The sequence below is a fragment of the Caulobacter sp. FWC2 genome (genome assembly GCF_002742625.1).
Taxonomy (GTDB): domain Bacteria; phylum Pseudomonadota; class Alphaproteobacteria; order Caulobacterales; family Caulobacteraceae; genus Caulobacter.
Map to the genome: position 1 here is coordinate 1124135 of NZ_PEBF01000001.1, position 20991 is coordinate 1145125.

Annotated in this window: 17 protein-coding genes; 5 read left to right on the plus strand and 12 right to left on the minus strand. The window is 68.1% G+C overall.

Annotated elements, in window-relative coordinates; translation table 11 throughout:
• Nucleotides 1–288 precede the first annotated feature (288 nt).
• From CSW62_RS05425 to CSW62_RS05435, 3 genes are all read left to right on the plus strand, one after another.
• On the plus strand, nucleotides 289–822 hold the full coding sequence (locus tag CSW62_RS05425) for a gamma carbonic anhydrase family protein (protein WP_099576150.1): 534 nt from the start codon (nucleotides 289–291) through the stop codon (nucleotides 820–822).
• A 304-nt stretch (nucleotides 823–1126) separates the two neighbouring features.
• Nucleotides 1127–2794, plus strand: a complete 1668-nt coding sequence (locus CSW62_RS05430) for a choline dehydrogenase (protein WP_099576151.1) — start codon at nucleotides 1127–1129, stop codon at nucleotides 2792–2794.
• 11 nt (nucleotides 2795–2805) lie between these two features.
• Nucleotides 2806–3750 (plus strand): aldo/keto reductase, encoded by a 945-nt coding sequence (locus tag CSW62_RS05435; RefSeq protein WP_099576152.1) that lies wholly within the window; start codon nucleotides 2806–2808, stop codon nucleotides 3748–3750.
• 152 nt (nucleotides 3751–3902) lie between these two features.
• Here the strand turns inward: CSW62_RS05435 and CSW62_RS05440 are convergent, their stop codons facing one another.
• Nucleotides 3903–4448 carry a PAS domain-containing protein gene (locus CSW62_RS05440; RefSeq protein WP_099576153.1) on the minus strand — a complete coding sequence of 182 codons (546 nt, stop codon included), beginning with the start codon at nucleotides 4446–4448 and terminating at the stop codon, nucleotides 3903–3905.
• A 174-nt stretch (nucleotides 4449–4622) separates the two neighbouring features.
• On the opposite strand from CSW62_RS05440, the gene CSW62_RS05445 reads away from it, so the two are divergent.
• Entirely contained in the window at nucleotides 4623–5591 is a 969-nt protein-coding gene (locus CSW62_RS05445; RefSeq protein ID WP_099576154.1) for a hypothetical protein, read from the plus strand.
• A gap of 63 nt (nucleotides 5592–5654) precedes the next feature.
• On the opposite strand, the gene CSW62_RS05450 is transcribed toward CSW62_RS05445, so the two are convergent.
• The 8 genes from CSW62_RS05450 to CSW62_RS05485 form a co-directional block, all read right to left on the minus strand.
• The gene (locus CSW62_RS05450; protein ID WP_099576155.1) at nucleotides 5655–8597 is read right to left on the minus strand and encodes a pitrilysin family protein; all 2943 of its coding nucleotides are present in this window, start codon (nucleotides 8595–8597) and stop codon (nucleotides 5655–5657) included.
• Between the two features lie 121 nt (nucleotides 8598–8718).
• A complete protein-coding gene (locus CSW62_RS05455) occupies nucleotides 8719–9807 on the minus strand; it encodes a DUF2336 domain-containing protein (protein ID WP_099576156.1) in 1089 nt (362 codons plus the stop codon).
• Nucleotides 9807–10436, minus strand: coding sequence for a hypothetical protein (locus CSW62_RS05460; protein ID WP_099576157.1), 630 nt, complete (start codon nucleotides 10434–10436; stop codon nucleotides 9807–9809). Before CSW62_RS05460 ends, CSW62_RS05455 begins: the two co-directional genes overlap by 1 nt.
• A gap of 62 nt (nucleotides 10437–10498) precedes the next feature.
• Nucleotides 10499–11257 (minus strand): ABC transporter permease, encoded by a 759-nt coding sequence (locus CSW62_RS05465; protein WP_099576158.1) that lies wholly within the window; start codon nucleotides 11255–11257, stop codon nucleotides 10499–10501.
• Nucleotides 11254–12003, minus strand: a complete 750-nt coding sequence (locus CSW62_RS05470; RefSeq protein ID WP_099576159.1) for an ABC transporter ATP-binding protein — start codon at nucleotides 12001–12003, stop codon at nucleotides 11254–11256. The genes CSW62_RS05465 and CSW62_RS05470 overlap by 4 nt, the downstream gene beginning before the upstream one ends.
• Entirely contained in the window at nucleotides 12000–13010 is a 1011-nt protein-coding gene (locus CSW62_RS05475; RefSeq protein ID WP_099576160.1) for an ABC transporter substrate-binding protein, read from the minus strand. The genes CSW62_RS05470 and CSW62_RS05475 overlap by 4 nt, the downstream gene beginning before the upstream one ends.
• A gap of 85 nt (nucleotides 13011–13095) precedes the next feature.
• Nucleotides 13096–15171 (minus strand): MASE1 domain-containing protein, encoded by a 2076-nt coding sequence (locus tag CSW62_RS05480; protein WP_099576161.1) that lies wholly within the window; start codon nucleotides 15169–15171, stop codon nucleotides 13096–13098.
• 362 nt (nucleotides 15172–15533) lie between these two features.
• Nucleotides 15534–17378 carry an ABC-F family ATP-binding cassette domain-containing protein gene (locus CSW62_RS05485; RefSeq protein WP_099576162.1) on the minus strand — a complete coding sequence of 615 codons (1845 nt, stop codon included), beginning with the start codon at nucleotides 17376–17378 and terminating at the stop codon, nucleotides 15534–15536.
• Between the two features lie 337 nt (nucleotides 17379–17715).
• Between CSW62_RS05485 and CSW62_RS05490 the strand changes: the two genes are divergently transcribed.
• Nucleotides 17716–18291 carry a hypothetical protein gene (locus CSW62_RS05490; protein ID WP_099576163.1) on the plus strand — a complete coding sequence of 192 codons (576 nt, stop codon included), beginning with the start codon at nucleotides 17716–17718 and terminating at the stop codon, nucleotides 18289–18291.
• A gap of 43 nt (nucleotides 18292–18334) precedes the next feature.
• Here the strand turns inward: CSW62_RS05490 and hfaD are convergent, their stop codons facing one another.
• From hfaD to hfaA, 3 genes are read right to left on the minus strand one after another with little or no spacing between them, the layout of a single operon-like run.
• The gene (gene hfaD / locus CSW62_RS05495; protein ID WP_099576164.1) at nucleotides 18335–19594 is read right to left on the minus strand and encodes a holdfast anchor protein HfaD; all 1260 of its coding nucleotides are present in this window, start codon (nucleotides 19592–19594) and stop codon (nucleotides 18335–18337) included.
• The gene (gene hfaB / locus CSW62_RS05500; RefSeq protein WP_099576165.1) at nucleotides 19512–20525 is read right to left on the minus strand and encodes a holdfast anchoring protein HfaB; all 1014 of its coding nucleotides are present in this window, start codon (nucleotides 20523–20525) and stop codon (nucleotides 19512–19514) included. Before hfaB ends, hfaD begins: the two co-directional genes overlap by 83 nt.
• The gene (gene hfaA, locus CSW62_RS05505; protein WP_099576166.1) at nucleotides 20522–20968 is read right to left on the minus strand and encodes a holdfast anchoring protein HfaA; all 447 of its coding nucleotides are present in this window, start codon (nucleotides 20966–20968) and stop codon (nucleotides 20522–20524) included. The genes hfaB and hfaA overlap by 4 nt, the downstream gene beginning before the upstream one ends.
• Between the last annotated feature and the right edge of the window lie 23 nt (nucleotides 20969–20991).

Consider the following 20991-nt stretch of genomic DNA (forward strand, 5'->3'; position numbering starts at 1 on the left):
CAAAAGGCGTCGTCCTTGGATGTGAGCTGGAAGATAGAGACGAAGTCGCGTGCGCGGCGGGGCGGCCCGGAGGGGCTTCCAATAGGCGGTGCTGTACGCCGGAACGCCAAGAGCTACACCTTCTTCGTCAGCGGGTGGGCCGATGGCGGTGGTCGCCCCCGACCCGTACGAGATAAGAATCATCCCCGCGTGAGGAAGGTTCCCTCTCGAATCGCCTGACTACAATGGCGCATTATGGTTTCCGGGGTGTTAACCGGAAAATGGCGCGCAAGAAAACGAGGCATACGGATGACTGTCTATTCCCTGGGCGCCGTGACGCCGACGCTCCCCCCGCAAGGCGAATACTGGATCGCTCCCACGGCCAGCGTGATGGGCAATGTGATTCTCAAGAAGAACGCCAGTATCTGGTGGGGTTCGGTGCTGCGCGGGGACAACGATCCGATCACGATCGGCGAGAACAGCAATGTCCAGGACGCCTCTGTTCTTCACACCGATGCTGGCGTTCCCTTGACCATCGGCGCCAACGTGACCATCGGCCACATGGTGATGCTTCACGGCTGCACGATCGGCGACGGCTCGCTGATCGGCATCGGCGCGGTGGTGCTGAACGGCGCAAGGATCGGGAAGAACTGCCTGATCGGCGCCGGCGCCCTGATCACGGAGGGCAAGGAGATCCCCGATAACTCGATGGTCATGGGCGCGCCGGGCAAGGTGGTGCGTGAAGTGTCGGAGCACCACACCATGATCCTGCAGGGCTCGGCCCTGCACTATGTCGAAAACTGGAAGCGCTACGTCCGCGACCTGAAGGTGGTCGCGGAGTAGCGCCGAAACCTCAGGGAGCGCCGCCCGCCTTGTTTGGGGGGATGCGATGCGGCGCTCCCGCTCCTCGCGCAGGCATGTAAGCGCGAGAAGAACTCGCCACGCCCAAAGGCGTCGCGTGGCGAAACGGCGCGGGCGAACCCGCTTCCATTTCGTCTCAGGGTAGTATTGGCACGGTTCGGGTTGAGTGTGAACGCACAACAGGCGTTTTCCTTCAACGACGTCGTGAGGGAACCTTGCGCGGCGATCGATCCCGGATCACTCTCTGCCTTAACAATGATAACCTTCCAGGGAGGGCGTCGGGGCCATGGCCAGCGAACGCTTTGATTACGTCGTCATCGGCGCCGGTTCGGCCGGCTGCGTGCTGGCCGCGCGGCTGACGGAAGACCCTAATATCAAGGTCCTGCTGCTGGAGGCTGGCGGCAAGAACAACTCCATCCTGGTCAAGATGCCGGCTGGCGTGGGTCAGCTGATCAAGGACAAGGGCGAGCAGAACTGGGGCTTCTGGACCGAGCCCGAACCCCACCTCGACAACCGCAAGCTCTGGTGGCCGCGCGGCAAGGGCCTGGGCGGCAGCTCGGCCATCAACGGCATGATCTATATCCGCGGCCACGCGCGCGACTACGATCAGTGGCGGCAGATGGGCCTGTCGGGCTGGTCGTACGAAGAGGTGCTGCCCTATTTCAAGCGCTCGGAGACCCATCATGCCGGCGGCGACGCCTATCACGGCGACAAGGGTCCGCTGCACGTGTCGAAGGGCGAGAGCGACAGCCCGTTCTATTCGACCCTGGTCGAGGCCGGCCGCCAAGCGGGCCACAAGACGACAAAGGACTTCAACGGCTTCCAGCAGGAGGGCTTCGGCCCCTACGATCTGACCATCCGCGACGGCCAGCGCTGGAGCGCGGCCATGGCCTATCTCAGCCAGGCGTTGTCGCGTCCGAACCTGACCGTCGTGACCGAGGCTCGCACCACGCGGATCATCGTCGAGAAGGGCCGCGCGGTCGGCGTCGACTACGTGGTCGGCAAGGCCGCCGAGAAGAAGACCGCCCATGCCGACGCCGAGGTGCTGCTGAGCGCCGGCGCGGTGCAGTCGCCCCACATCCTGCAGCTGTCGGGCATCGGCGCGCCGGAGGACCTCAAGGCCCACGGCGTCGCGGTGGTCCACGAGTCCAAGGGTGTCGGCGCCAACCTGCAAGACCACCTGGACGTCTGCGTTTCGTGGACAGCGAAGAACCTCAAGACCGCCTATTCGGCCAACAAGGGCCTGAACAAGCTGGGCGTTGGCCTCAACTACATGATCTTCGGCAAGGGCCTGGGTCGGCAGCAGTTCCTCGAGAGCGGCGCGTTCCTGAAGTCGCGGCCCGATCTGGACCGCCCCGACCTGCAGATCCACGGCGTGCTGGCCATCATGCAGGACCACGGCAAGACGGTGATCGAGAAGGACGGCTTCACGCTGCACGTCTGCCAGCTGCGTCCGGAAAGCCGCGGCAAGGTTGGCCTGCGCTCGGCCGATCCGTTCGACGATCCGACTATCCTGGCCAACTATCTGGCCACGGATGAAGACCGCCGCGCCATCCGCGAGGGTGTGCGCATCGCGCGCGACACCGTCGCCCAGGCCGCCTTCGATCCCTATCGCGACGCCGAATACGCCCCGGGCGCGGATGTGAAGACCGACGCCGACCTCGACGCCTGGATCCGCTCGAAAGCCGAGACCATCTACCACCCGGTCGGCACCTGCCGCATGGGCGTCGCCGGCGATCCGCTGGCCGTGGTCGACGATCAGCTGAGGGTGCAGGGCCTGGCCGGCCTGCGGGTCATCGACGCCTCGGTCATGCCCAATCTGGTCGGCGGCAACACCAACGCCCCGACCATCATGATCGCCGAGCGGGCCTCGGACCTGCTGCTGGGCAAGGCGCCCTTGGCCGCGCTGGACGTTCCGGTGTTCGAGGACGGACGGGCGGTCGCGGCCGAATAGAGGAAGCTCGCATGCGTCATCGCCCCCTCGGCCGCTCCGGCCTTTCGACCGCGCCGCTCGTTTTCGGCGGCAACGTGTTCGGCTGGACGGCGGACGAGGCGACCTCGCACCGGCTGCTGGACGCCTTCGTCGACGGCGGCTTCAACGCCGTCGACACGGCCGACGTCTATTCTGCCTGGGCTCCGGGCCACGAGGGCGGCGAGTCCGAGAGCGTGATCGGCCGCTGGCTCAAGGCGAGCGGCAAGCGCGACAAGGTGCTGATCCTCACCAAGGTCGCCATGTGGCCCAAGCAGCCGGGCCTGTCTGCGGCCAATATCGAGGCGGCGGTCGAGGGTTCGCTCAAGCGCCTGCGGACCGACTATATCGACCTCTACCAGTCGCACCGGGACGATGCCGAGACGCCGATCGATGAGACCCTGGAAGCCTTCGACCGCATGGTGAAGGCCGGTAAGGTGCGGGCGATCGGGGCGTCGAACTTCTCGCTCGAGCGGCTGAAGGCCAGCCTCGACAGGTCGAAGGTCAAGGGCCTGGCGCGCTACGAGACCCTCCAGCCGAAGTTCAACCTGTTCGACCGAGACCAGGTCGAAGGCGCGGTGGCCGAGCTGACCCAGGCCGAGGGCGTGGGGATCATCCCGTTCTACGGCCTGGCCGCTGGCTTCCTGAGCGGCAAGTACCGGACCGAGGCCGACTTCGAGGGCAAGGCGCGGGCGGCGACGATCCGGCGGGACTACTGGAACGACAAGGGCCGTGCGGTGCTGGCGGCCCTGGATGAGGCGGCGGCGCGGGTTGGCGCGTCCCAGGCCCAGGTCGCCCTGGCCTGGATCATGGCCCACCCGCTGATCACCGCGCCGCTGGCCAGCGCGACCTCGGTCCAGCAACTGGACGAACTGATGTCCGCCGCCCGGCTGGAATTGCCGGGTGGGGTGTGGAAACGGCTGGATGAGGCAGGGCGTTAGTTAGTCTTCATCCGTTCTTCCCGGCGAAAGCCGGGACCCAGATCTCGGAGCGCTTGGGCTGATTGGAAGGGCGCGGCGTTCATAGAACCCGCCACAACGCACTTCCATCTGGGCCCCGGCCTTCGCCGGGGAAAACGGTTTCTTGGGGGGCTTTAAGCGATCCGCCGCCCGTCCAAGGTCGCCAGGCGCAGCCGTGGCATGTCGGTGTTGCCGTCGCCCAGCGGCTTGATCTCGCGAAGGCCCAGCTCGTAGGCGGGGCGGCCCATCAGCCGGGCCATCATGGCGATCGGCTGGTAGAGGCCCAGGAACCGGTCGGTCTCCCCGGAAGCCCCTTGCAGTGGCGCGAACAGCACTTCCATGCCGACGCTGGGCACGCCGTGGGCGCGGATGTCGGCGGTGACCACTACCGGCGTGCGACGCTTGCGCGCGACGTCGAGGGCGCTCTTCAGCTCCAGGCGGTGCGCCAGGGCCCACAGCGACAGGGCGTCCTGGCCGCGCAGGTCGCGGGCGTGGAGCTCGGTGACGAAGCCGCCGGCCAGGCGGAACGGCAGCTTGCCGCCGTCACGGCCCAGGACGAAGACCTGGGGCAAAAGCTCGAGGAAATCGCCCGGATTGATGTCGGCGCGGCGGGGCAGGGCGGATTCACCCTTTTTGTCGCGCCAATAGTCTATCAACCGTTCCGTGCTTGGATGGAACATCGTCGTCCCCTGGCGGGTCCTGTCGCGGCTGTTTTCGACCGCATGGACCTTGCTGGGAGAACCGGGCCAAGGGCTCGACCGTCCCATTCTGGCGCAATCCAGGCGGAGCGGCGGGCTCGGCCCGATTCTTGCTTAACCAAAAGCGAGACGACCCGATGTGAAGGGAACCGCCGGATGAAGGCGCCGAAACTGAACCTGCGCGGACTGCTGATCGGCCTGAGCGTGCTGCTCGGCGGCCTGACGATCGGCGGCATCGCGGTGGCCTGCACCACGGGTTGCCCGGCCCCGCCGACCTGCTGCTCGCCGCCTCCGGCCCCGCCGAAGCCGCCCGCGCCGCCGACGGGCTGCTGCGGCGGTGGCGGTGGTGGTCACCACGTCAACATTCCCGGCGTCAATGTGAACATCGGCGCGACCGTGATCGTGAACGCCAATTCCAGCGCCTCGGCGGTGGCCAATTCGGGCGCCAGCTCGGGGTCGAGCTCCGGCGCCGGTTCGCTGGCCGGTTCGGCCGCGGGCGTCACCAACTACTACGGTGGCGGCGGTCACGGCGGCTACTATTCCGGCCCGATGGCCAGCGGCTACATCCAGGGCCTGAACGTCGAGGGCGGCGAGGCCCGTCGGCGTCAGTCCTATGAAGCCACCCGCACCCGGACGCGCCGCGTGATCATCCGCGCCGTCTGCCTGGACGACCGCGACATCCCGCACCCGGCCTCGCAGGTCACCCCCGACCGCGACATCGACGACGCCTATGACGGCGAGCTCTATCGCTGCATCGCAGGCTCGCGCATGCAGTACGTGATCGCCGACTATTCCGGCCAGATCGACATCTCGACCGGCGGCGCCGGCCAGACCTTCATCTGCCAGAAGAACGAGTCGCTCTATCACAGCCCCGGCTCGGGCCTGGCCGGCGGCCCCAACGGCGCCCAGTCGGGCGGCCAGGGCAGCATCTCGTGCCGCCCGCAACGTCCGGCCCGCGACTGCAACGAGCGCTCGCTGCTGCGTCGCTTCGGCGCCGGCGTGAAGATCCTGACCATTCTGACGACCGAGACCTACACCGCCTACCGCGAGGAGACGGTGCAGGAGCGCCAGACTCTGACGACCAGCTTCAGCCTGGATGGCGGGGTTGGCGGGGTGGTCTACTAGGGCGCTCTCACCCAGCCGCAATTGAAAAGGCCCTCCCGATCGGGAGGGCCTTTTTGTTGGGTGCTACTTCGCCGCTGTCGCGGTGGCTTCCGGCTTCACCAGCAGTAGCCACGACTGGTCGTCGCCGAGGTAGGTCCTGGCCGCCTTCTGGACGTCGGCCGGGGTGACGCGGGAGAGGCCCGCCAGCACCGAGCGGGTGGCGTCCAGCAGGCGTGGGTCCTCCTGAGCGCCCGACAGTGCGCCGAGCCAGTACTCGTTGGTCACGCGGGCCTTCTCGATCTGGTCGATGCGCGGTTTCTTGGCCCGCTCCAGTTCGTCGGCGGTCACGGGCTTGTCGCGCAGGTCGGCGGCGATCTTGCGGATCGAGGCGACGACGCCGTCCAGTTTCTCGGGCGGCACTTCCATGCTGACGGCCAGATAGCCCCAGTTCTTGAAGGTGACATTGGCCGTGGCCGAGGCGTTGGGCGAGTAGGTCGCGCCCTGCTTCTCGCGCAGTTCGTCGATCAGGCGCAGCTGCAAGACCTGGCTCAGGATCGAGACATCGCGCGAGCGCTGCAGGTTCGAGAACAGGTCGTCCGTCCGCCAGACCATGAACAGAGCGGCCTGGTCGGGGCGGCCCTTGTGGGTACGCAGCACCGGCTGTGCCGACGGGGCGGGGAACGGGGCCTTGTCGGCGCCGGCCAGCGGCGGTTCGCCCGGACGCTTGGGCAGGGCGCCGAAGGTGTCGGCGACGGCGGTGATGGCCTTGTCGACCGTGGTGTCGCCGACGATGACGATCTCCAGGTCGCCCTGAGCCAGCGGATTGGCGACGGTGGCCTTCAGCTGTTCCAGCGACGCGCCGGCGATCTGTTCGCGTGACGGGAAGGTCCAGCGCTGGTCGCCGCCGTGCATCAGCCCGCCCAGGTCGCGGCTGAGGACGCCGCCGGTCGTGCTTTCCAGCTGGTCATGGAAGGTGGCGTAGCTGGTCTTGACCCGGTTGAAGGCCTCCGGACGCCAGCCGGGTTCGGTCGCATAGGCGGCCAGGACCTGCAGTTCGGTCGAAAGGTCTTCGGGGCGCGTGCGACCGCTCAGCGCGAAGGCGTCGTCCTCGACGCCGAGGCCGGCGTTCCAGATCTTGCCGGTCAGCACGCGCTCCATGTCCGAGGCGCTGATCTGCTTGAGGCCGCCCTCGATGAAGGCGCTGGCTGACCACAGAGGGCTCTGGGCGTCGGACGGCATGTCCAGCAGGCCGTGGCCGGTGCGGACCTTCACCACGACCTGATCGTCGCGGAACTTGGTCGGCTTCACCGTCAGGCGCACGCCGTTCTCGAAGCGCACGAAAACGGCGTCCAGATCGGTGACGTCCTTCTGCTCGACGACCTTGCCGGTGGGGCCGAAGGTGGAATAGGGCCAGACGCTGACGCCCGGCGCGGCCGGCGGGGTGACGGGCTGGTTCCTCAGCTCGTCATAGGCCTTGAGGATCGCCGCCTCGCCGCCGTCGATATTGCTGGGCGCGGCGACGACCAGCAACGGACCCGAGCCGGCGAAGGCGCTCTTCAGCACGGCGTTGACCCGCTCGGCGGTCAGGCCCTTCACCAGGACATCGTAGGCGGCCAGGTTCTGGCTGGGAGAGGTAATGACCTCCGCGTCGCCCAAGGTGTTGAGCAACTGGTTGGCCAGGGCGGGCGTCCGCTGCGTGGCTTCGCCGGCCGCGGCGGCGACCAAGCCGGCGCGGAAGGTGGCGATCTCGCGATCCAGTTCGTCCTGGCGCACGCCGTATTGCACGGCGCGGCGCTGCTCGGCGTCGAGCGCGCTCATCGCCTCGCGCCAGCGGCTCGGCTGCGCGGTGGCGCCGAAGGTCGTCACCCGCACCGCGCCATACTGGTCGCCCTTGAAGGCCCCGCCGGCGATGAACGGCGGCTCGGCCGAGCGGCCGATGGCTTGCAGGCGGCGGTTGATCACCGCGAAGGCCAGGTTCTCGATCATGTCGCGATCGTCGACGGCCTTGGTCTCCAGCAGGCCGTCGGGCTTGCGCATCCAGGTCATCTGCACCGACCACGGGGCGCCGGTCTCGACCAGCAGCTTGGCGGTCGGACCGCGCTTGGCCACTGCGCCGACGTCGGGGTTCTTGCCGGGCTGGCCCTTGCCGGCCCAGTCGCCGAACTTGGCCTTGATCTTGGCTTCCATGGCGTCGACATCGAAGTCGCCGACGGCCACCAGCACCGCCCGCTCGGGACGGTAATAGGCCTCGTAGAAGTCGCGGATGCGCTGGGCCGGAGCGGTCTTCAGGATCTCGGTCTTGCCGATCGGGATCCGCTTGGGCGGCAGTTGGCCTTCCATCTGGGCCGACAGGGTGGCGATGGCGACGCGGTAGCCGGGCGTGTCGCGATTGCGCTGCTCCGACAGGACCACGCCGCGCTCGCGGTCGACGGCGTCGGGGGCGATGGTCAGCTCTCCGGCCGCCTCGCGCAGCAGCATCAGCGAGGTGTCGACCGTGTCGTCGTCGGCCTTGGGCAGGTCCAGCTGATAGGCGGTCTCGTCGAAGCTGGTCTGAGCGTTGGTGTCGGCGCCGAAGGCCAGGCCGTGACGCTCCAGGATCTTGACCATGTCGCCTTCCGGCACGTTCTTGGAGCCGTTGAAGGCCATGTGCTCCAGGAAGTGGGCCAGGCCCTGCTGATCGTCGGCTTCCATCAGCGAGCCGGCGTCGAACCACAGGCGAACGGAAGCCTGCCCGGGCGGGGTGGCGTTCTTGCGGATGGCGTAGCGCATGCCGTTGGACAGCGTCCCGAAGCGCCAGGACGGATCGGGCGCGACGTCGGACAGTTCCTGCGCCCACTGGCCCGGCTTCAGGTCGGCGATCCTGGGGCCGGCCAGGGGCGGGGCCTCCGGGATCTTCGGCGCGGACGCGGCCGGCTTGTCGCCCCCGTCCTTGCTCATGAACGGGATGGAAGGCTTGGGGAGGTGCGAGCAGGCGGCGACCGAGAGGCCGGCGGCGGCGACGAGCGCCAAGCGCGAAGCGCTGATCATCTAGAATCCAGGGCAGGAGAATAAGAGGGCGGCACCTTGGCCGTCGGACATGGCGCACGCAAGGCGCGCGAGCGGCCGGTTTTCGCCTTAATGCTCAAGGTCGGGGCCTTGGGCGGCGGCCCTAAGCCGCGGCGACGTCGCCGGTCGTGCGACGCAGGCGCCAGAAGCGGATCGTGCGCAGAGCCGACTCCCGCGGCAGGGCGGCGTACAGCTCGCCGTACGCCTTGGCCTTCGTCATCACGTCGTCGCTCTGTTCGAGGATCAGTAGCGCGAAGGTCAGGAATAGCGAGCGGTCGAAATCGGCCGCCTTGCAGATCACCGACAGGGCGTCCATCTCGCGCCGCTCCACGATCTTGCGGGCGGTGTGGAAATCGACATCGGCCATGTCGGCCAGGGCCACCAGGAACAGCGTCGTCTTCTTGGCGCGCAGCATGTTGGCCAGGATCTGCGGCGAGATCCGCGCCTTGGCCCGCAGGGTGCGGAATTCCTTCTCGGCCTCGGCGAAGTCGGCGGGCAGGGCGCCGTCCTCGACCGCGACGCGTTTGCGCCCCGCGGTCAGGGCGGCCTCCAGCATGGCGGGATCGACGCCGGCGTTCTTCTCCATGATCCGGTCGCGGAGGCGCGCCTCGACCATGAAGTACATCTCGTTCAGCAGGTCGACCGGCAGGCTGTTGCGGTCGATGACCGCCTCGTGCAGCGAAGGGTTGGCGGCGGCGCGATCGACGACGGTCTCGTGCGCCTCGCGCGACAGCACCGCGCCCTCGTTGCGCAGCAGGACGCCCAGCGTGGTGTCGTCACCGCGTGCGACGATCGCGTCCGAGACGATGCTGGACACACTTTGACGTTGCGAGATGGCGCGAAGGTGGTCCTGCCCCTGGGTGCGGGCCACGTGCAGCAGATCTTCGTCGGTCAGGGCGCTGGAGTTGCGCAGGATCGGAGCGGCGACGGTGATCGTGTCCGAAGCCAGGGTGCGCGACAGGCCGCGCGGCGGAGCCGGCGCCTCGCCGAGACGCTGGGCCAACTCGACCTTGACCGCCTCTTCCATCTCACCGGCCAGCTGGCTCATCACGTCGTCGAACAGGCCCATCTCGACGGCGTTGTGGCCCTCGCCCGAGAAGAACATGTCGGTGACGCCGCGCAGCAGCTCCCGGCGCTTGACGCTGGAGGGCTCGTTGGCGAGCGAGATAAGATCGTGAAGCCGCGACTGCATTATTGCCCGCTCTCCTTCTCGGGCTTGGCCGACCACTCGCCGTTGCCCTCCTCGCGCGGCTTGTCCTCGTCCAGCGTCGGCGGGGCGGTGATCAGGACCACGCGCGGGGGACCGGCGGCGGGGATGGGATCAGGGGCCATGCCGAACTGGCGGCCGACGGAATAGGTGCGCGCGCCGATCTGGCCGTCGCGGAAGCGCGGCGCGGGCTGGGCCGGCGCGGAATAGGCGGCGGGAACCGGCGCGGCTTGGGGCGCGGGGGCGTCGTAGATGTTGCGTGGCAGGGCTGCGCTTGGGGCCTGCGGGGCTTGCGGCGCGTAGGCCGGAGCGGGCGGCTGATAGGCCGCTCGTGCGATCGGCGGTTGCTGGGCTTCCCGCGCTTGCTGAGCCCACCAAGGCTGGACCTGGGCGGCGGCCTGGGCCTGAGGGGCGGCGATCTCGCGCTTGCCGCTCCAGCCCAGGGCGCGACCGCCGTAGGTCGAGCCGGTATAGCCGGGGGCGCGGCCGTTGACCGGCGTCGGCGCGCGTTCGGGCGCGGGGCCATAGCGGCTCTCCTGGCGGGTCTCCGCATGCGCGCCCGCGCACGCCAGGGGGGCGCAGGCAAGGGCGGCGATGAGGAAGGCGGCGCGCATGGACCGTTCCGATGAATTCTCTATCGAACTGCCATGGTAGAGCCCGTCGCCTTAATCTCGCGCTAACGTCCGCGCCAAGAGTTGAGAAGTCGCCGTTCGATCGCTTCCATTAAGGCGTGCAAGGCAACGCCGAGTACAGCCAGAGACACGAGTGCGGCGAAAACCTTGGCGGTCTGCAGGCGATTATAGGCCTCCAGGATACGCCAGGCCAGGCCTTGGGACCCACCGGAACCCGCCACGAACTCGGCGACCACGGCGCCGATAATGGCCAGACCGGCCGCGACCTTGTGGCCTTCCAGGAGGGCTGGCACGGCGGACGGCAGGCGCAACCGGACCAGGCGCTGCCAGGGATTGGCGCCATAGAGGTCGAACAGGCGGGCCAGATCCGGATCGACCGCCTTCAGCCCCGACAGGGCGCCGGAGAAGATGGGGAAAAAGGCCACCACGGCGGCCAGGCCGATCACCGCCCGCTCGGGATGGTCGATGCCGGCCCAAATGGTGACCAGCGGGGCGATGGCCACGAGCGGTGTCACCTGCAGGGTGACGGCGATCGGCCTAACGGCATCTTCCAGAACGCTGTTCAGACTGACCGCCAGCGCCAGGCCGCAGGCGACCAGGCTGGCGATGACCAGGGCCAGCAGGGCGGTCGACAGCGTCGCCCAGGCCGAGCCCAGCAGCAGGGGCCAGGACTCGGCGAGAGCGCGGGCCACGGCGCTGGGTGCGGGCAACAGATAGGGCGGCACGGCCAGGGCGCGGCAGGCGATCTCCCATCCGCCCAGCAGGACGGCGATCAGGATCGCGGGGGCGAGTATGCGCTTCACGCCGCGCGCTCCGTCGCGTGCGCGAGCAGGGAGGACACCGCCTCGGCGGCGGCGCGGAAGGCCTCGGTGGTGCGGAAGCCGGCCGGGCGGACGACGGGTCCGTCGATGGCCACCTCGCCGGCGATGCGGCCGGGACCGGGGGTCATGACCACGACGCGGCGGGCCATGTAGACGGCCTCCTCGACATTGTGGGTCACGAAGACGACGGCGGGCTTCAGGTCCTCGACCAGGGCCAGGACGTCGTCGGCGAGGGCGCGGCGGGTGATCTCGTCCAGGGCCGCGAAGGGCTCGTCAAGCAGCAGCAGGCGCGGTCGAGTGACCAGGGCGCGCGCCAGCGAAGCGCGCATGGCCATGCCGCCGGACAGTTGGGCGGGGCGGGCGTTGAGGGCGGAGCCGAGGCCAACCTGGCTTAAGGCTTCGTCGGCCGCGGCGCGGGCGGCGGACTTGGCCATGCCCGCCAGTTCCAGGGGCAGGGCGACATTGTCCCGCGCCGAGAGCCACGGGGCCAAGGTGTGCGACTGGAAGACGACCGAGGTCTCGCCCTTGCCGGCGGCGCGGGTCACGATCCCGCGCGTCGGCGCCTCCAGACCGGCCAGTAGCCGCAAGGCCGTGGACTTGCCGCAGCCTGAGGGCCCAACCAGGGCGACGATCTCGCCGCCCGCCAGCGTAAGGTCGACCGGCCCCAAGGCGCGGCCGCGCGCATAGTCGACCTCGACGGCCGCGAGGCTGGCGACGGGAGCGCTCATTGGCCCTTGGGCAGGAACTGCAGCGTGTAAGCCTTCTTGAAGTCCCCGTCCTTCGGATAGACGCCCTGCGCCCTGGCGTCCTTGAAGAACGCGCTCCACCGCTCGTCGGTCATCAGGCCGATGTCGCCGTCACCGTTCTTGGCGCTGATCACGCCGTAGGACCGCATCTTGTCGCGCGCCTGGTCGAGGACGTCCTGGGTCATCTCCGGATTGTCCTTCAGGATCGCCGCGTCGCCCGGCTTGGGATCGCCGTAGAGGTAAGACTTCCAGCCCGCCGCGGTGGCCTCGACGAAGGCCTGCACGGCCGCCGGGTTCCTGGCGATCAGGCTGTCATTGACCAGGGCCATCGAGCCGTAGGCCGGATAGCCGCTGTCGGCCAGCAGGAAGACCTTGGGTTTAACCTTGCCTTCCTTCTCGATGAGGTACGGCTCGCTGGTCACATAGCCCTGCTGAACGATGCGTTTGTCGGCCAGGAACGGGGCGGTGGAGTAGTTGTACTTGCGGACTTGATCGTCGGTGAAGCCGTACTTGGCCTTCAGCCAGGCCCAGTAGCCGTTGATCGAGGCGTCGGACAGCAGGACCGGATGGCCCTTGATGTCGGCGATGGTGTCGACGCCCTGGTCGGGGTGGGCGATCAGCGACCAGGGGTCCTTCTGCATGAAGGCCGCCACGGCCTTCACCGGCGCGTTCTCCTTGATCAGGTTCATGACCACGTAGCTGTTGGAGCCGACGCCGACATCGACCGCGCCGGTCGCCAGCAACTGGGGCACGTTCACCGCCGGGCCGCCCTGGATCAAGGTCACGTCCAGGCCGCGCTTCTTGTACTCGCCGGTCGCCAGGGCCTGATAGTAGCCGCCCAGCTCCGCCTCAGCGCGCCAGTCGGTGGCCAGCTTGAGCTTCGTCACGCCGGCCGGGGCGGCCGTCTCCTTCTTGGCCGGCGAGCAGCCGGCCAGCAGGGCCATCAGGCCCCAAGCGGCACAGGAGGCGGCAAAGGCGCGGCGCTGCATGGATGAGGCTCCCCGATTGTTCGCGGTCAAGTTAGGGGGGAGCGGACTGAGTTCCAAGTCTCCATGATCCACGGTTTGGGGCAGTCTAGATCTCGGGCGCCGCCTTGCGGTTCAGCCAGCGCTCGACCTTGGCGTACAGCACCTCGCGCTGGATGGGCTTGGCGATGTGGTCGACCATGCCGGCGGCGTAGCAGCGCTCGACCTGGCGGGGCAGGGCGTCGGCGCTCATGGCGATGATCGGGGCCTTTCCTGGACGGCCGGGCAGCGCCTTGATCGCCCGGGTCGCCTGCAGCCCGTCCATCTGCGGCATGTGAATGTCCATCAGGATGATGTCGTAGTCGCCGCTCGCGGCGCGCTCGACCGCCTCCTTGCCGTTGTCGGCGACGTCGACCTTGCAGCCGACCAGGGTCAGCAGGGCCGCGCCAATCTCCAGATTGATCGGGTGGTCGTCGACGATCAGGATCTTGGCCGCGCCCGGCGCCGCGGCCTTGGGCCGCTCGGAGACGGCGATCGGCTCGGCGGTTGGGGCCGAAAGCTCGATCCAGAAGCAGGAGCCGCGACCGGCCACGCTGTCGACACCGATCTTGCCGCCCATCACGTCGATCAGCGCCCGGCAGATGGCCAGGCCCAGGCCCGCGCCGCCGTGCAGCCGCCTCATCGAGCTGTCGGCCTGGGAGAAGCGCTGGAACAACAGGGCCTGCTTGTCGAGGTCGATGCCGACGCCGGTGTCGATGATTTCGAACCGCAGGCGATCCTCCAGGTCGCCCGGCTCGACGATCAGGCGCGCGTCGATGCGGCCTTGATCGGTGAACTTCACGGCGTTGTTCAGCAGGTTGATCAGGATCTGGCGCAGACGATCGGCGTCGAGATCGTGCAGGGCCTGAACCGGGTCGATGATCTCCAGGGCCAGGGTCAGGCCCTTGGCGCGGGCCTCGGGCTCCATGATCGCCACGGTGTCGCGCAGCAGGCCGGCGGCCGAGGTCGGCTGGGGCAGCAGCTCGATCTGGCCGGCCTCGACCCGCGAGAAGTCCAGGATGTCGTTGACCACGGTCAGGAGGGCCGCGCCGGCGCTGTCGATCAGGTTGACCTGCCGGCGGGCGTCGGGCGGCAGGTCTTCGCGGGCGGCCAGGAGCTGGGCGAAGCCGAGCACGCTGTTCAGCGGCGTGCGGATCTCGTGGCTCATGGTGGCCAGGAACTCGGTCTTGGCCTCGGTGGCGGCGAGCGCCCGGGCGCGGGCGGCGCGGGTCAGCTGCTCGCGGCGCATGAGGAGGCGCTTGAGCCGGTCCTGCTGGGCCAGGGCCAGGCCCGCCGCCAGGCAGGTGTAGAACAGCACCAGGATGAACACCTGGATGGTCCGCGCCTGGGCCGTGGGACCGAGGATCGCATTGAAGCGCGGGGAGGCGCCGGCCATGGCGATCGGTAGCGTGATCACGGCCACGACCAGCGAAGCCATGGCCGCGCCACGCGCGCCCAGGCGATAGGCGGTGATGAGGGCGACCGGGAAGATCAGGAACGGCGGCAGGCCGCAAGCCGGATGGGCGCACAGCAGGGTGATCGCGCCGACCCCGAACATCAGGGCCAACTGCTCGCGCCAGGTCCGGTGGAACGAACGGCGGTGCTCGGCGTCGATCAGGACAAGGGTCGCGGGCAGAGCGATGGCCAGGCCCAAGGCCCCGCGCAGGAACCAGTCGAACAGCACGCTCCAGAACGGCGCGCCGAACCCAAGCGCCAGAATTCCCGCGCAGAGGATAGCGGAGCCGGCAGCGATCGGGGTGGTGATGGCCGGCAGCATGATCAGCGCGCGCAGGGTGCGGATGCGGGGCGTGCCGCCCCAGATCCGCAGGCAGACGGCCCAGACGGCGAGCGCCTCCAGCGTGTCGATCCCGGCGTGGAGCAAGGCGCGCGCGGGGCTGTCGCCGACCAGCAGGTCAAAGGCCAGGTGGAAGGCGACGAAGACCGTGGTCAGCGATACGCGACGCCAGCCGCCCAGGGTGATCAGGCCGGCGGCCAGCAGGGCGTTGGCAGGCCAGAAGGCGGCGACGCCAAGGACAGAGCGGCTCAGATAGTCGCTGAACGCCAGGCTGGCGACGATGGCGACCGACAGACCCAGCAGCAGGGCGGTCTGCCGTCTTTTTTCCTGCTGGGCCAGCCCGTGCGGCATGCCGTTTCCATCCCCCAGGGTCGAGCGTCGAGGGCCGAAGGTTCGGAAGACAACGCCGTGATCACCGCGTCATCCGCAAGCAATCGCCAGGCGAGCTTGAGGATGACGTAACCCTTCAATACGCCCGCGCACGGCCCGGTTGCTGCTCTATCGCAGGATGTGTCGTTTGGTCGCAGGACGACCGCGCGACATCGACACCCCTAAGCGATTGTATTTCCAGGCCTGAGAGCGAGTGCTGCTGAGAATGCATGGCGGGACCCCCAATTCAAGAGGGCGGGGCCGACCTCGGCGTCGCGCCGCCCGCGGGTCCGATGACGCGATCAGCTTTTCGGCATTGCGACGCGCGTGAAGCGATCCCCGGATCAGCCGGCCAGATTTTCCCTCTTCTCTTCCAGTTCCAGCCACTCCATCTCGGCCTGCTCCAGATCGGCGCGGGCCTTGTCGAGGGCCTTCATGGTCTTGTCGAAGGTCGTCGGATCGCGGCTGTAGAGGTTCGGGTCGGCCAGGGTCTTTTCGAAGCCGGCGATGATGGCCGGGCTCTTGGCGATCAGGGCTTCACACTCCTCGAGACGGCGCTGGTCCTTGAAGGTCAGCTTGCCGGCCTTTTTCGCCGGCGGGGCCACGGGCGCGGGAGCCGGTGCGGCGCCCTTGGTGGTCCGCGCTACAGGCGTGAACGACGAGCCGACGCTGGCCCCACGGGCTCCTTTGAAGAAGTCCGGGCTCTGGTCGATCAGGTCGGTCCAGCCGCCGGGGGTCTCCAGCACCTTGCCGTGACCGTTCATGGCGATGGTCGAGGTGGCGAGGCGATCGATGAAATCGCGATCGTGGCTGACCAGAATCAGCGTGCCCTCGAAGTCGGCCAGCAGGTCCTCCAGCAGGTCCAGCGTGTCCATGTCCAGGTCGTTGGTCGGCTCATCCAGCACCATCAGGTTGGTGGGATTGGCCAGCGCTCTGGCCAAGAGCAGGCGGTTGCGCTCGCCGCCCGACAGGCTGGTCACCGGCTGGCGCAGCTGGGCCTCGGTGAACAGGAAGTCCTTGGCGTAGCCGGCCACGTGCTTGGGCTGGCCGCGCACCAGGATGGAGTCGCCGCCCCCGGGGGTCAGGAAATCCCACAGGGTGATCTTGTCCGACAGAGCCATGCGACCCTGGTCGATGTAGGAGACCTCCAGGTTGGTGCCCAGCTGCACCGTGCCGGCGTCGAGCTCGAGTTCTCCCAGCAGCAGGCGGACCAGCGTGGTCTTGCCGGCGCCGTTGGGGCCGACCAGGGCCACGCGGTCGCCGCGCAGGATGCGGGTCGAGAAGTCCTCGACGATCACGCGGTCGCCGAACTTCTTGGTCAGGTGCTTGGCCTCGATCACCTTCTTGCCGGACGTCGTGGCGCTCTCGACGGCCATGTACATCGAGCCGCGTTTGTCGCCCTGCAGGTCCTTCTTCTGGGCGCGCAGGTCCATCAAGGCGCGCCGGCGGCCTTCGTTGCGGGCCCGGCGACCTTGGACGCCGCGCGCCAGCCACGCGTTCTCACGCTCCAGCACCTTGTTGAGGCGACGCTCTTCCTCGGCCTCGGCGGCCAGGACCTGTTCGCTCCAGATCTCGAACTCCGCGAAGCCCTTGTCCAGGCGGCGCACCTTGCGGTGCTCCAGCCAGTAGGTGCGCTGGGTGACGCGGTTCAGGAAGGCGCGATCGTGGCTGACGATCAGGGCCGCGCACTTGGAGCTGGCCAGCTCTTCTTCCAGGGTCTGGATCGCGAAGATGTCCAGGTGGTTTGTCGGCTCGTCCAGCAGCAGCACGTCGGGCTGTTCGGCGAACGCCCGGGCCAGCGCGGCGCGGCGCTTCTCGCCGCCCGACAGGCCTTGCGAGCTCTTCTCCGGATCCAGGCCGAAGTCGGCCAGGGCGGCCTGGGCCTCGTAGTCCTCGGCGCCGCCGGCGGTGCAATAGTCCAGCAGGGTGTCGCCGGTGATCTCCGGCTCCTGGCTGACGAAGATGATCTTGGCGCCCGGTTGCACGGCGCGCTCGCCGCTGTCGGGCTCGACGCCCTGGGCGGCCAGAATCTTCAGCAGGGTGGACTTGCCCGCGCCGTTACGGCCGACCAGGCAGGCGCGCACGCGCGGCTCCAGGGCGAGGTCGACGCCGTCGAACAGGGGCTTGGCGCCGTCTGCGAGACGGACGTCCTTGAGGGCGAGAACGGGCGCGCGGGTCGGGGAGGCCATGATCGTTCAATACTAAAGCGGCGGTATGTCGCGGAGATGAGGGCCGTATAGCAGGCCGCGCGCCGAGGAAACGTCAAAATCGCCGCCTGGTTTGGGTTGATCCCGCCAGGGCCTGACATGGCCCCTCGGCCGCGTCGTTACGCACGCCGGAACCCACCGCTCGGCAGCTTCGTTCAGCGAAGCAAGGCGCGGCCATGGATGCAGAGCGCCCTTTCATTCCCAGCAAGGGGCTTCCCGCCATGCGATCGATCCTACTCGTGCTTCTGGGGGTTCCCCTCCCCGTCATTCTCCTCCTGGCCTTCTGCACGCACCACTTTTGAGCCGGAGGAGCACCGCCATGGCGTACGGAGCCGAACTTTCGACGGCCGACATCCCCGACGAGCACCAGTCGCCCGTCAGCTGGGACTCGATCCTGGCCGGCGCCGCGGCGACGGTCGCCATGCTTTTCGTGCTGGTCTCGCTCGGCGCCGGCTTCGGCCTGAAGATGTCGCCGCGCTGGCCCGCGGGTCTCGAAGCGCGTGACTTCACGCCGACGATCGGCGCGGTCTTCATCGCCTGCCAGGTGGCGGCGAGCATGCTGGGCGGCTATCTGGCCGGGCGGCTGCGCACCAAGTGGCTGCATATCCACGATCATGAGACCTATTTCCGGGACACCGCCCACGGCCTGCTGGCCTGGGCCGCCAGCATCGTCGGTCTCTTGGTGCTGGGCGCGTTGAGCGTCCAAACCTCCGCCGCGCCGATCGGTGAGCCGTCGGCCGCCGAGATGATCCGGGTCGGCCAGATCGGCGCCCAGATCTCGTTGTTCCTGGGGATCGGCGCTCTGACCAGCGCCTTCGCCGCCAGTGTCGCCGCCACGATCGGCGGCATGCGGCGCGACGACATGCATAGGCTGCACCGCGTCGTGAAGTCCTAGGCTCTGTCGTTGGCCGGAGCGGAGCGCATGCGCTCCGCTCAACCTAGTACCCCGGCGAGGTGACGTTGAAGCTGGCGTTGTTGCCGATGGCGGTCGAGATGCCCGTCACCTGCCGGCCGGAATTGACCGTCGTGCTGGAGCTGGCGCCGATGTCGGCCGTGTTGGTCTGGTTGTTGGTCACGGTCATCCGGCCGTTGCACTTCGAGCAGGCATAGCCCGTCACAGCATTGCCCATGGCCGTGGCCGAGGTCACGGTGTCGTAGCCTTCTTGGCCCTGGAAGCTGGCGACCGCTCCGACCCCGCCGCCTTCATTGGTCTGCAGGTTGTCCAGCGTCAGCTCGGGGCCGACATTGTTCACCTGTGAGGAGTTTCCGACCGCGTAGGCGCTCGTCTGTGCAGCGCTGAATTGGTACGAGCTTGCATCCGCCTGGCCGCGAACGCTTGAGGTATTCCACTGGTGGGACGTCACGTCCGCCAAGGGGCCCTCGTTCTGGACCGCCAGGTTGTTGCCGGTCGCCGTGGCCACCGTCGCCGACAGGTAGCTATTCCCATAGGCGGTGACCTTGCTGGCCTGGGTGAGCTCGGCCGTATTGGCCTGGTCGGTGATGGCGCGAACGGCCGACTGATTGCCGCCGTTGATATTGATGTTGTTACCGGCGGTGGTCGCTGTCACCGCGCTGGTCCCCGAGACGTAGCCGACGGACGCGCCGCCGTCGGCCATCACGTTGGCCGTGGTCGACTGGCTGATCCGCACCCCGGCCGAGCCATTGTCGAGATCGACGCCCTGGCTGTTGCCCATGGCCAGGCTGGAGACGGTCAGATCCTTGACCGACGCCTCGCCCGCCTGGACCTGGCCGCGTGCGGTCACCTCGTTCGAATTAACCTGGGCGACGCGGGCCGAGACGGTGCCGTTGGACGCGGAGAGGGCGCCGGAATTGCCGACCGCCGTGGCGCGTGCAGCGGAGGCCGCGCCCGCGTAGTCCTCGATACTCACGATGCCCTGGGCCGAGACCTTGCCTTGGTTTTCCTGGTTCGAGTTCGCCGAGGCGTCGGCATTGGTCACGCCGATCGAGACGCCGTTGGCCTGGGCCGTCGTGCTGGCCGTGACGCCGTCCGACAAAGTCTGAACGTTGAGGCCCTGCTCAGAGAAGATCTCGCCCAGATTGATCTGGTTGTTGAGAACGGGGCTCGGCGTGGTCGCCTGGGCGTGGACGGGCTGGCTAGTAGCGACCGCGCTTAGAATCACGAATATCGGGATCACGCTTAGCGTTCCAGCGAGACGGGTCGTCGCGGGTTTGCGCATTGTTCGTTCCCAGATTGTCGTAGGCCGGAGTGAAGGCGCCGGTCTGGCCGACCGTGGCGTCGCCGAACGGATCGTAGCGCAGGCAGCTTTGCGGACCGGGCATGCCGTAGAGGTTGGCGCTCATCTCGACAACGGCGCGTTCGATCAGCGCGCGCACCGCCAGCTGCATGGGCTCGAGCGCCCCGCGACCGGCCGAGATGTCGAAGATGTTGCCGTTCAGGAAGTCGAAGATGCCGGCGCTGACTTCGCGGCCGACCACCTGCTTCTGATAGGAGATGACGTCCACCACCTCGAGCGTGCGGGTGTTCACCAGCCGCAGGTCCAGCGCGATGTTCATGATGAAGACGCGGCGGCGGAAGTTGCCCTTCAGCCCGTCGGTGTCCTTGTCGCCGACATAGGCGTCCACGCCCTGCGAGCGAATGTTGTAGTTCAGTTCGGTGATGCCGCCGACCACGTAGAAGTCCGAGCCCGGCACTTGGCCGGCCAGGATCTTGCGGTACTCCGCCGGCGCATCGGGCGCGGGGTTCGGACGGTCCGAGATCAGCTTGTTGTTGGCGTATTTCAGCTCGAACTCCGACACCGAGGTGTCGAAACGCTCGACCATCGGCATGCCGGCCTTGGCGAAGGCCGAGGTCGCCATCAGCGAGGCGCCTTGCGTCACCTTGCGGCCAGAGCCGTCAGACTCTTCCTTGCCGGTATAGTCGGCGATGCGGCCGATCGCGATGCGCGGCGCGGCCACGTGGTTGGCGCGGGCGTACTGGTTCAGACAGACCAGGGCGGCCGAATAGTCGGTCGGGTTGGCCGTGACCGGCGCGCTTCCGATCGGCTGGGCGTAGTTGCCGGCCGTCGACGCTACCGGCACGCTGCCGCATCCGGCCAGGGCCGTCGCGCCCATCAGGGCCAGGATCAGGCCTGTAGGTTTGAAGCTCATTGCGGGGTTCCCGCCTTCACCACGTTCGAGCCGGCGGTGACGTTGCCGTTGTTCACCTGGCTGGAATTGACGATGACCGTGTTGTTGTTGCCCTGGGTGATGACCGTCAGGTTGTTGCCGATCGCTGTCGAGCCGGCATAGCCGCCCACGCCGCCGACGCCCGAATAGGCGTCCAGCGAGCCGGACGAACGGCTCGACGAATATACGCTCTGGTCCGAGCCGGTCAGCATGACGCCATCGACGATGACCCGGTTGCCGTTGGCGTCGCGGGTCGAATACTCGACCATGCGATTTTCCTGGCCCGCGCTGCGGCCATAGCCGGCGTTCATCGAGGCCGAGTTCGTCGACATCGATTGCGCGGCGGCGACGCCGCCCACGCCCAGAGAGATGACGACGGCGGCGCCCGTCGTGACGCTCATCTTCTTCTTCCGATGCCAGGCCATGAAAGGCTCCGCGAACTGCAGAC

Coding starts and splice junctions, on each gene's coding strand:
- CSW62_RS05440 (WP_099576153.1), bottom strand. CDS start 4,448: ATGTTCCATCCAAGCACGGAACGGTTGATAGACTATTGGCGCGACAAA.
- CSW62_RS05430 (WP_099576151.1), top strand. CDS start 1,127: ATGGCCAGCGAACGCTTTGATTACGTCGTCATCGGCGCCGGTTCGGCC.
- CSW62_RS05460 (WP_099576157.1), bottom strand. CDS start 10,436: ATGCGCGCCGCCTTCCTCATCGCCGCCCTTGCCTGCGCCCCCCTGGCG.
- hfaB (WP_099576165.1), bottom strand. CDS start 20,525: ATGAGCTTCAAACCTACAGGCCTGATCCTGGCCCTGATGGGCGCGACG.
- CSW62_RS05425 (WP_099576150.1), top strand. CDS start 289: ATGACTGTCTATTCCCTGGGCGCCGTGACGCCGACGCTCCCCCCGCAA.
- CSW62_RS05490 (WP_099576163.1), top strand. CDS start 17,716: ATGGCGTACGGAGCCGAACTTTCGACGGCCGACATCCCCGACGAGCAC.
- CSW62_RS05435 (WP_099576152.1), top strand. CDS start 2,806: ATGCGTCATCGCCCCCTCGGCCGCTCCGGCCTTTCGACCGCGCCGCTC.
- CSW62_RS05480 (WP_099576161.1), bottom strand. CDS start 15,171: ATGCCGCACGGGCTGGCCCAGCAGGAAAAAAGACGGCAGACCGCCCTG.
- hfaA (WP_099576166.1), bottom strand. CDS start 20,968: ATGGCCTGGCATCGGAAGAAGAAGATGAGCGTCACGACGGGCGCCGCC.
- CSW62_RS05455 (WP_099576156.1), bottom strand. CDS start 9,807: ATGCAGTCGCGGCTTCACGATCTTATCTCGCTCGCCAACGAGCCCTCC.
- CSW62_RS05470 (WP_099576159.1), bottom strand. CDS start 12,003: ATGAGCGCTCCCGTCGCCAGCCTCGCGGCCGTCGAGGTCGACTATGCG.
- CSW62_RS05475 (WP_099576160.1), bottom strand. CDS start 13,010: ATGCAGCGCCGCGCCTTTGCCGCCTCCTGTGCCGCTTGGGGCCTGATG.
- CSW62_RS05445 (WP_099576154.1), top strand. CDS start 4,623: ATGAAGGCGCCGAAACTGAACCTGCGCGGACTGCTGATCGGCCTGAGC.
- hfaD (WP_099576164.1), bottom strand. CDS start 19,594: ATGCGCAAACCCGCGACGACCCGTCTCGCTGGAACGCTAAGCGTGATC.
- CSW62_RS05450 (WP_099576155.1), bottom strand. CDS start 8,597: ATGATCAGCGCTTCGCGCTTGGCGCTCGTCGCCGCCGCCGGCCTCTCG.
- CSW62_RS05485 (WP_099576162.1), bottom strand. CDS start 17,378: ATGGCCTCCCCGACCCGCGCGCCCGTTCTCGCCCTCAAGGACGTCCGT.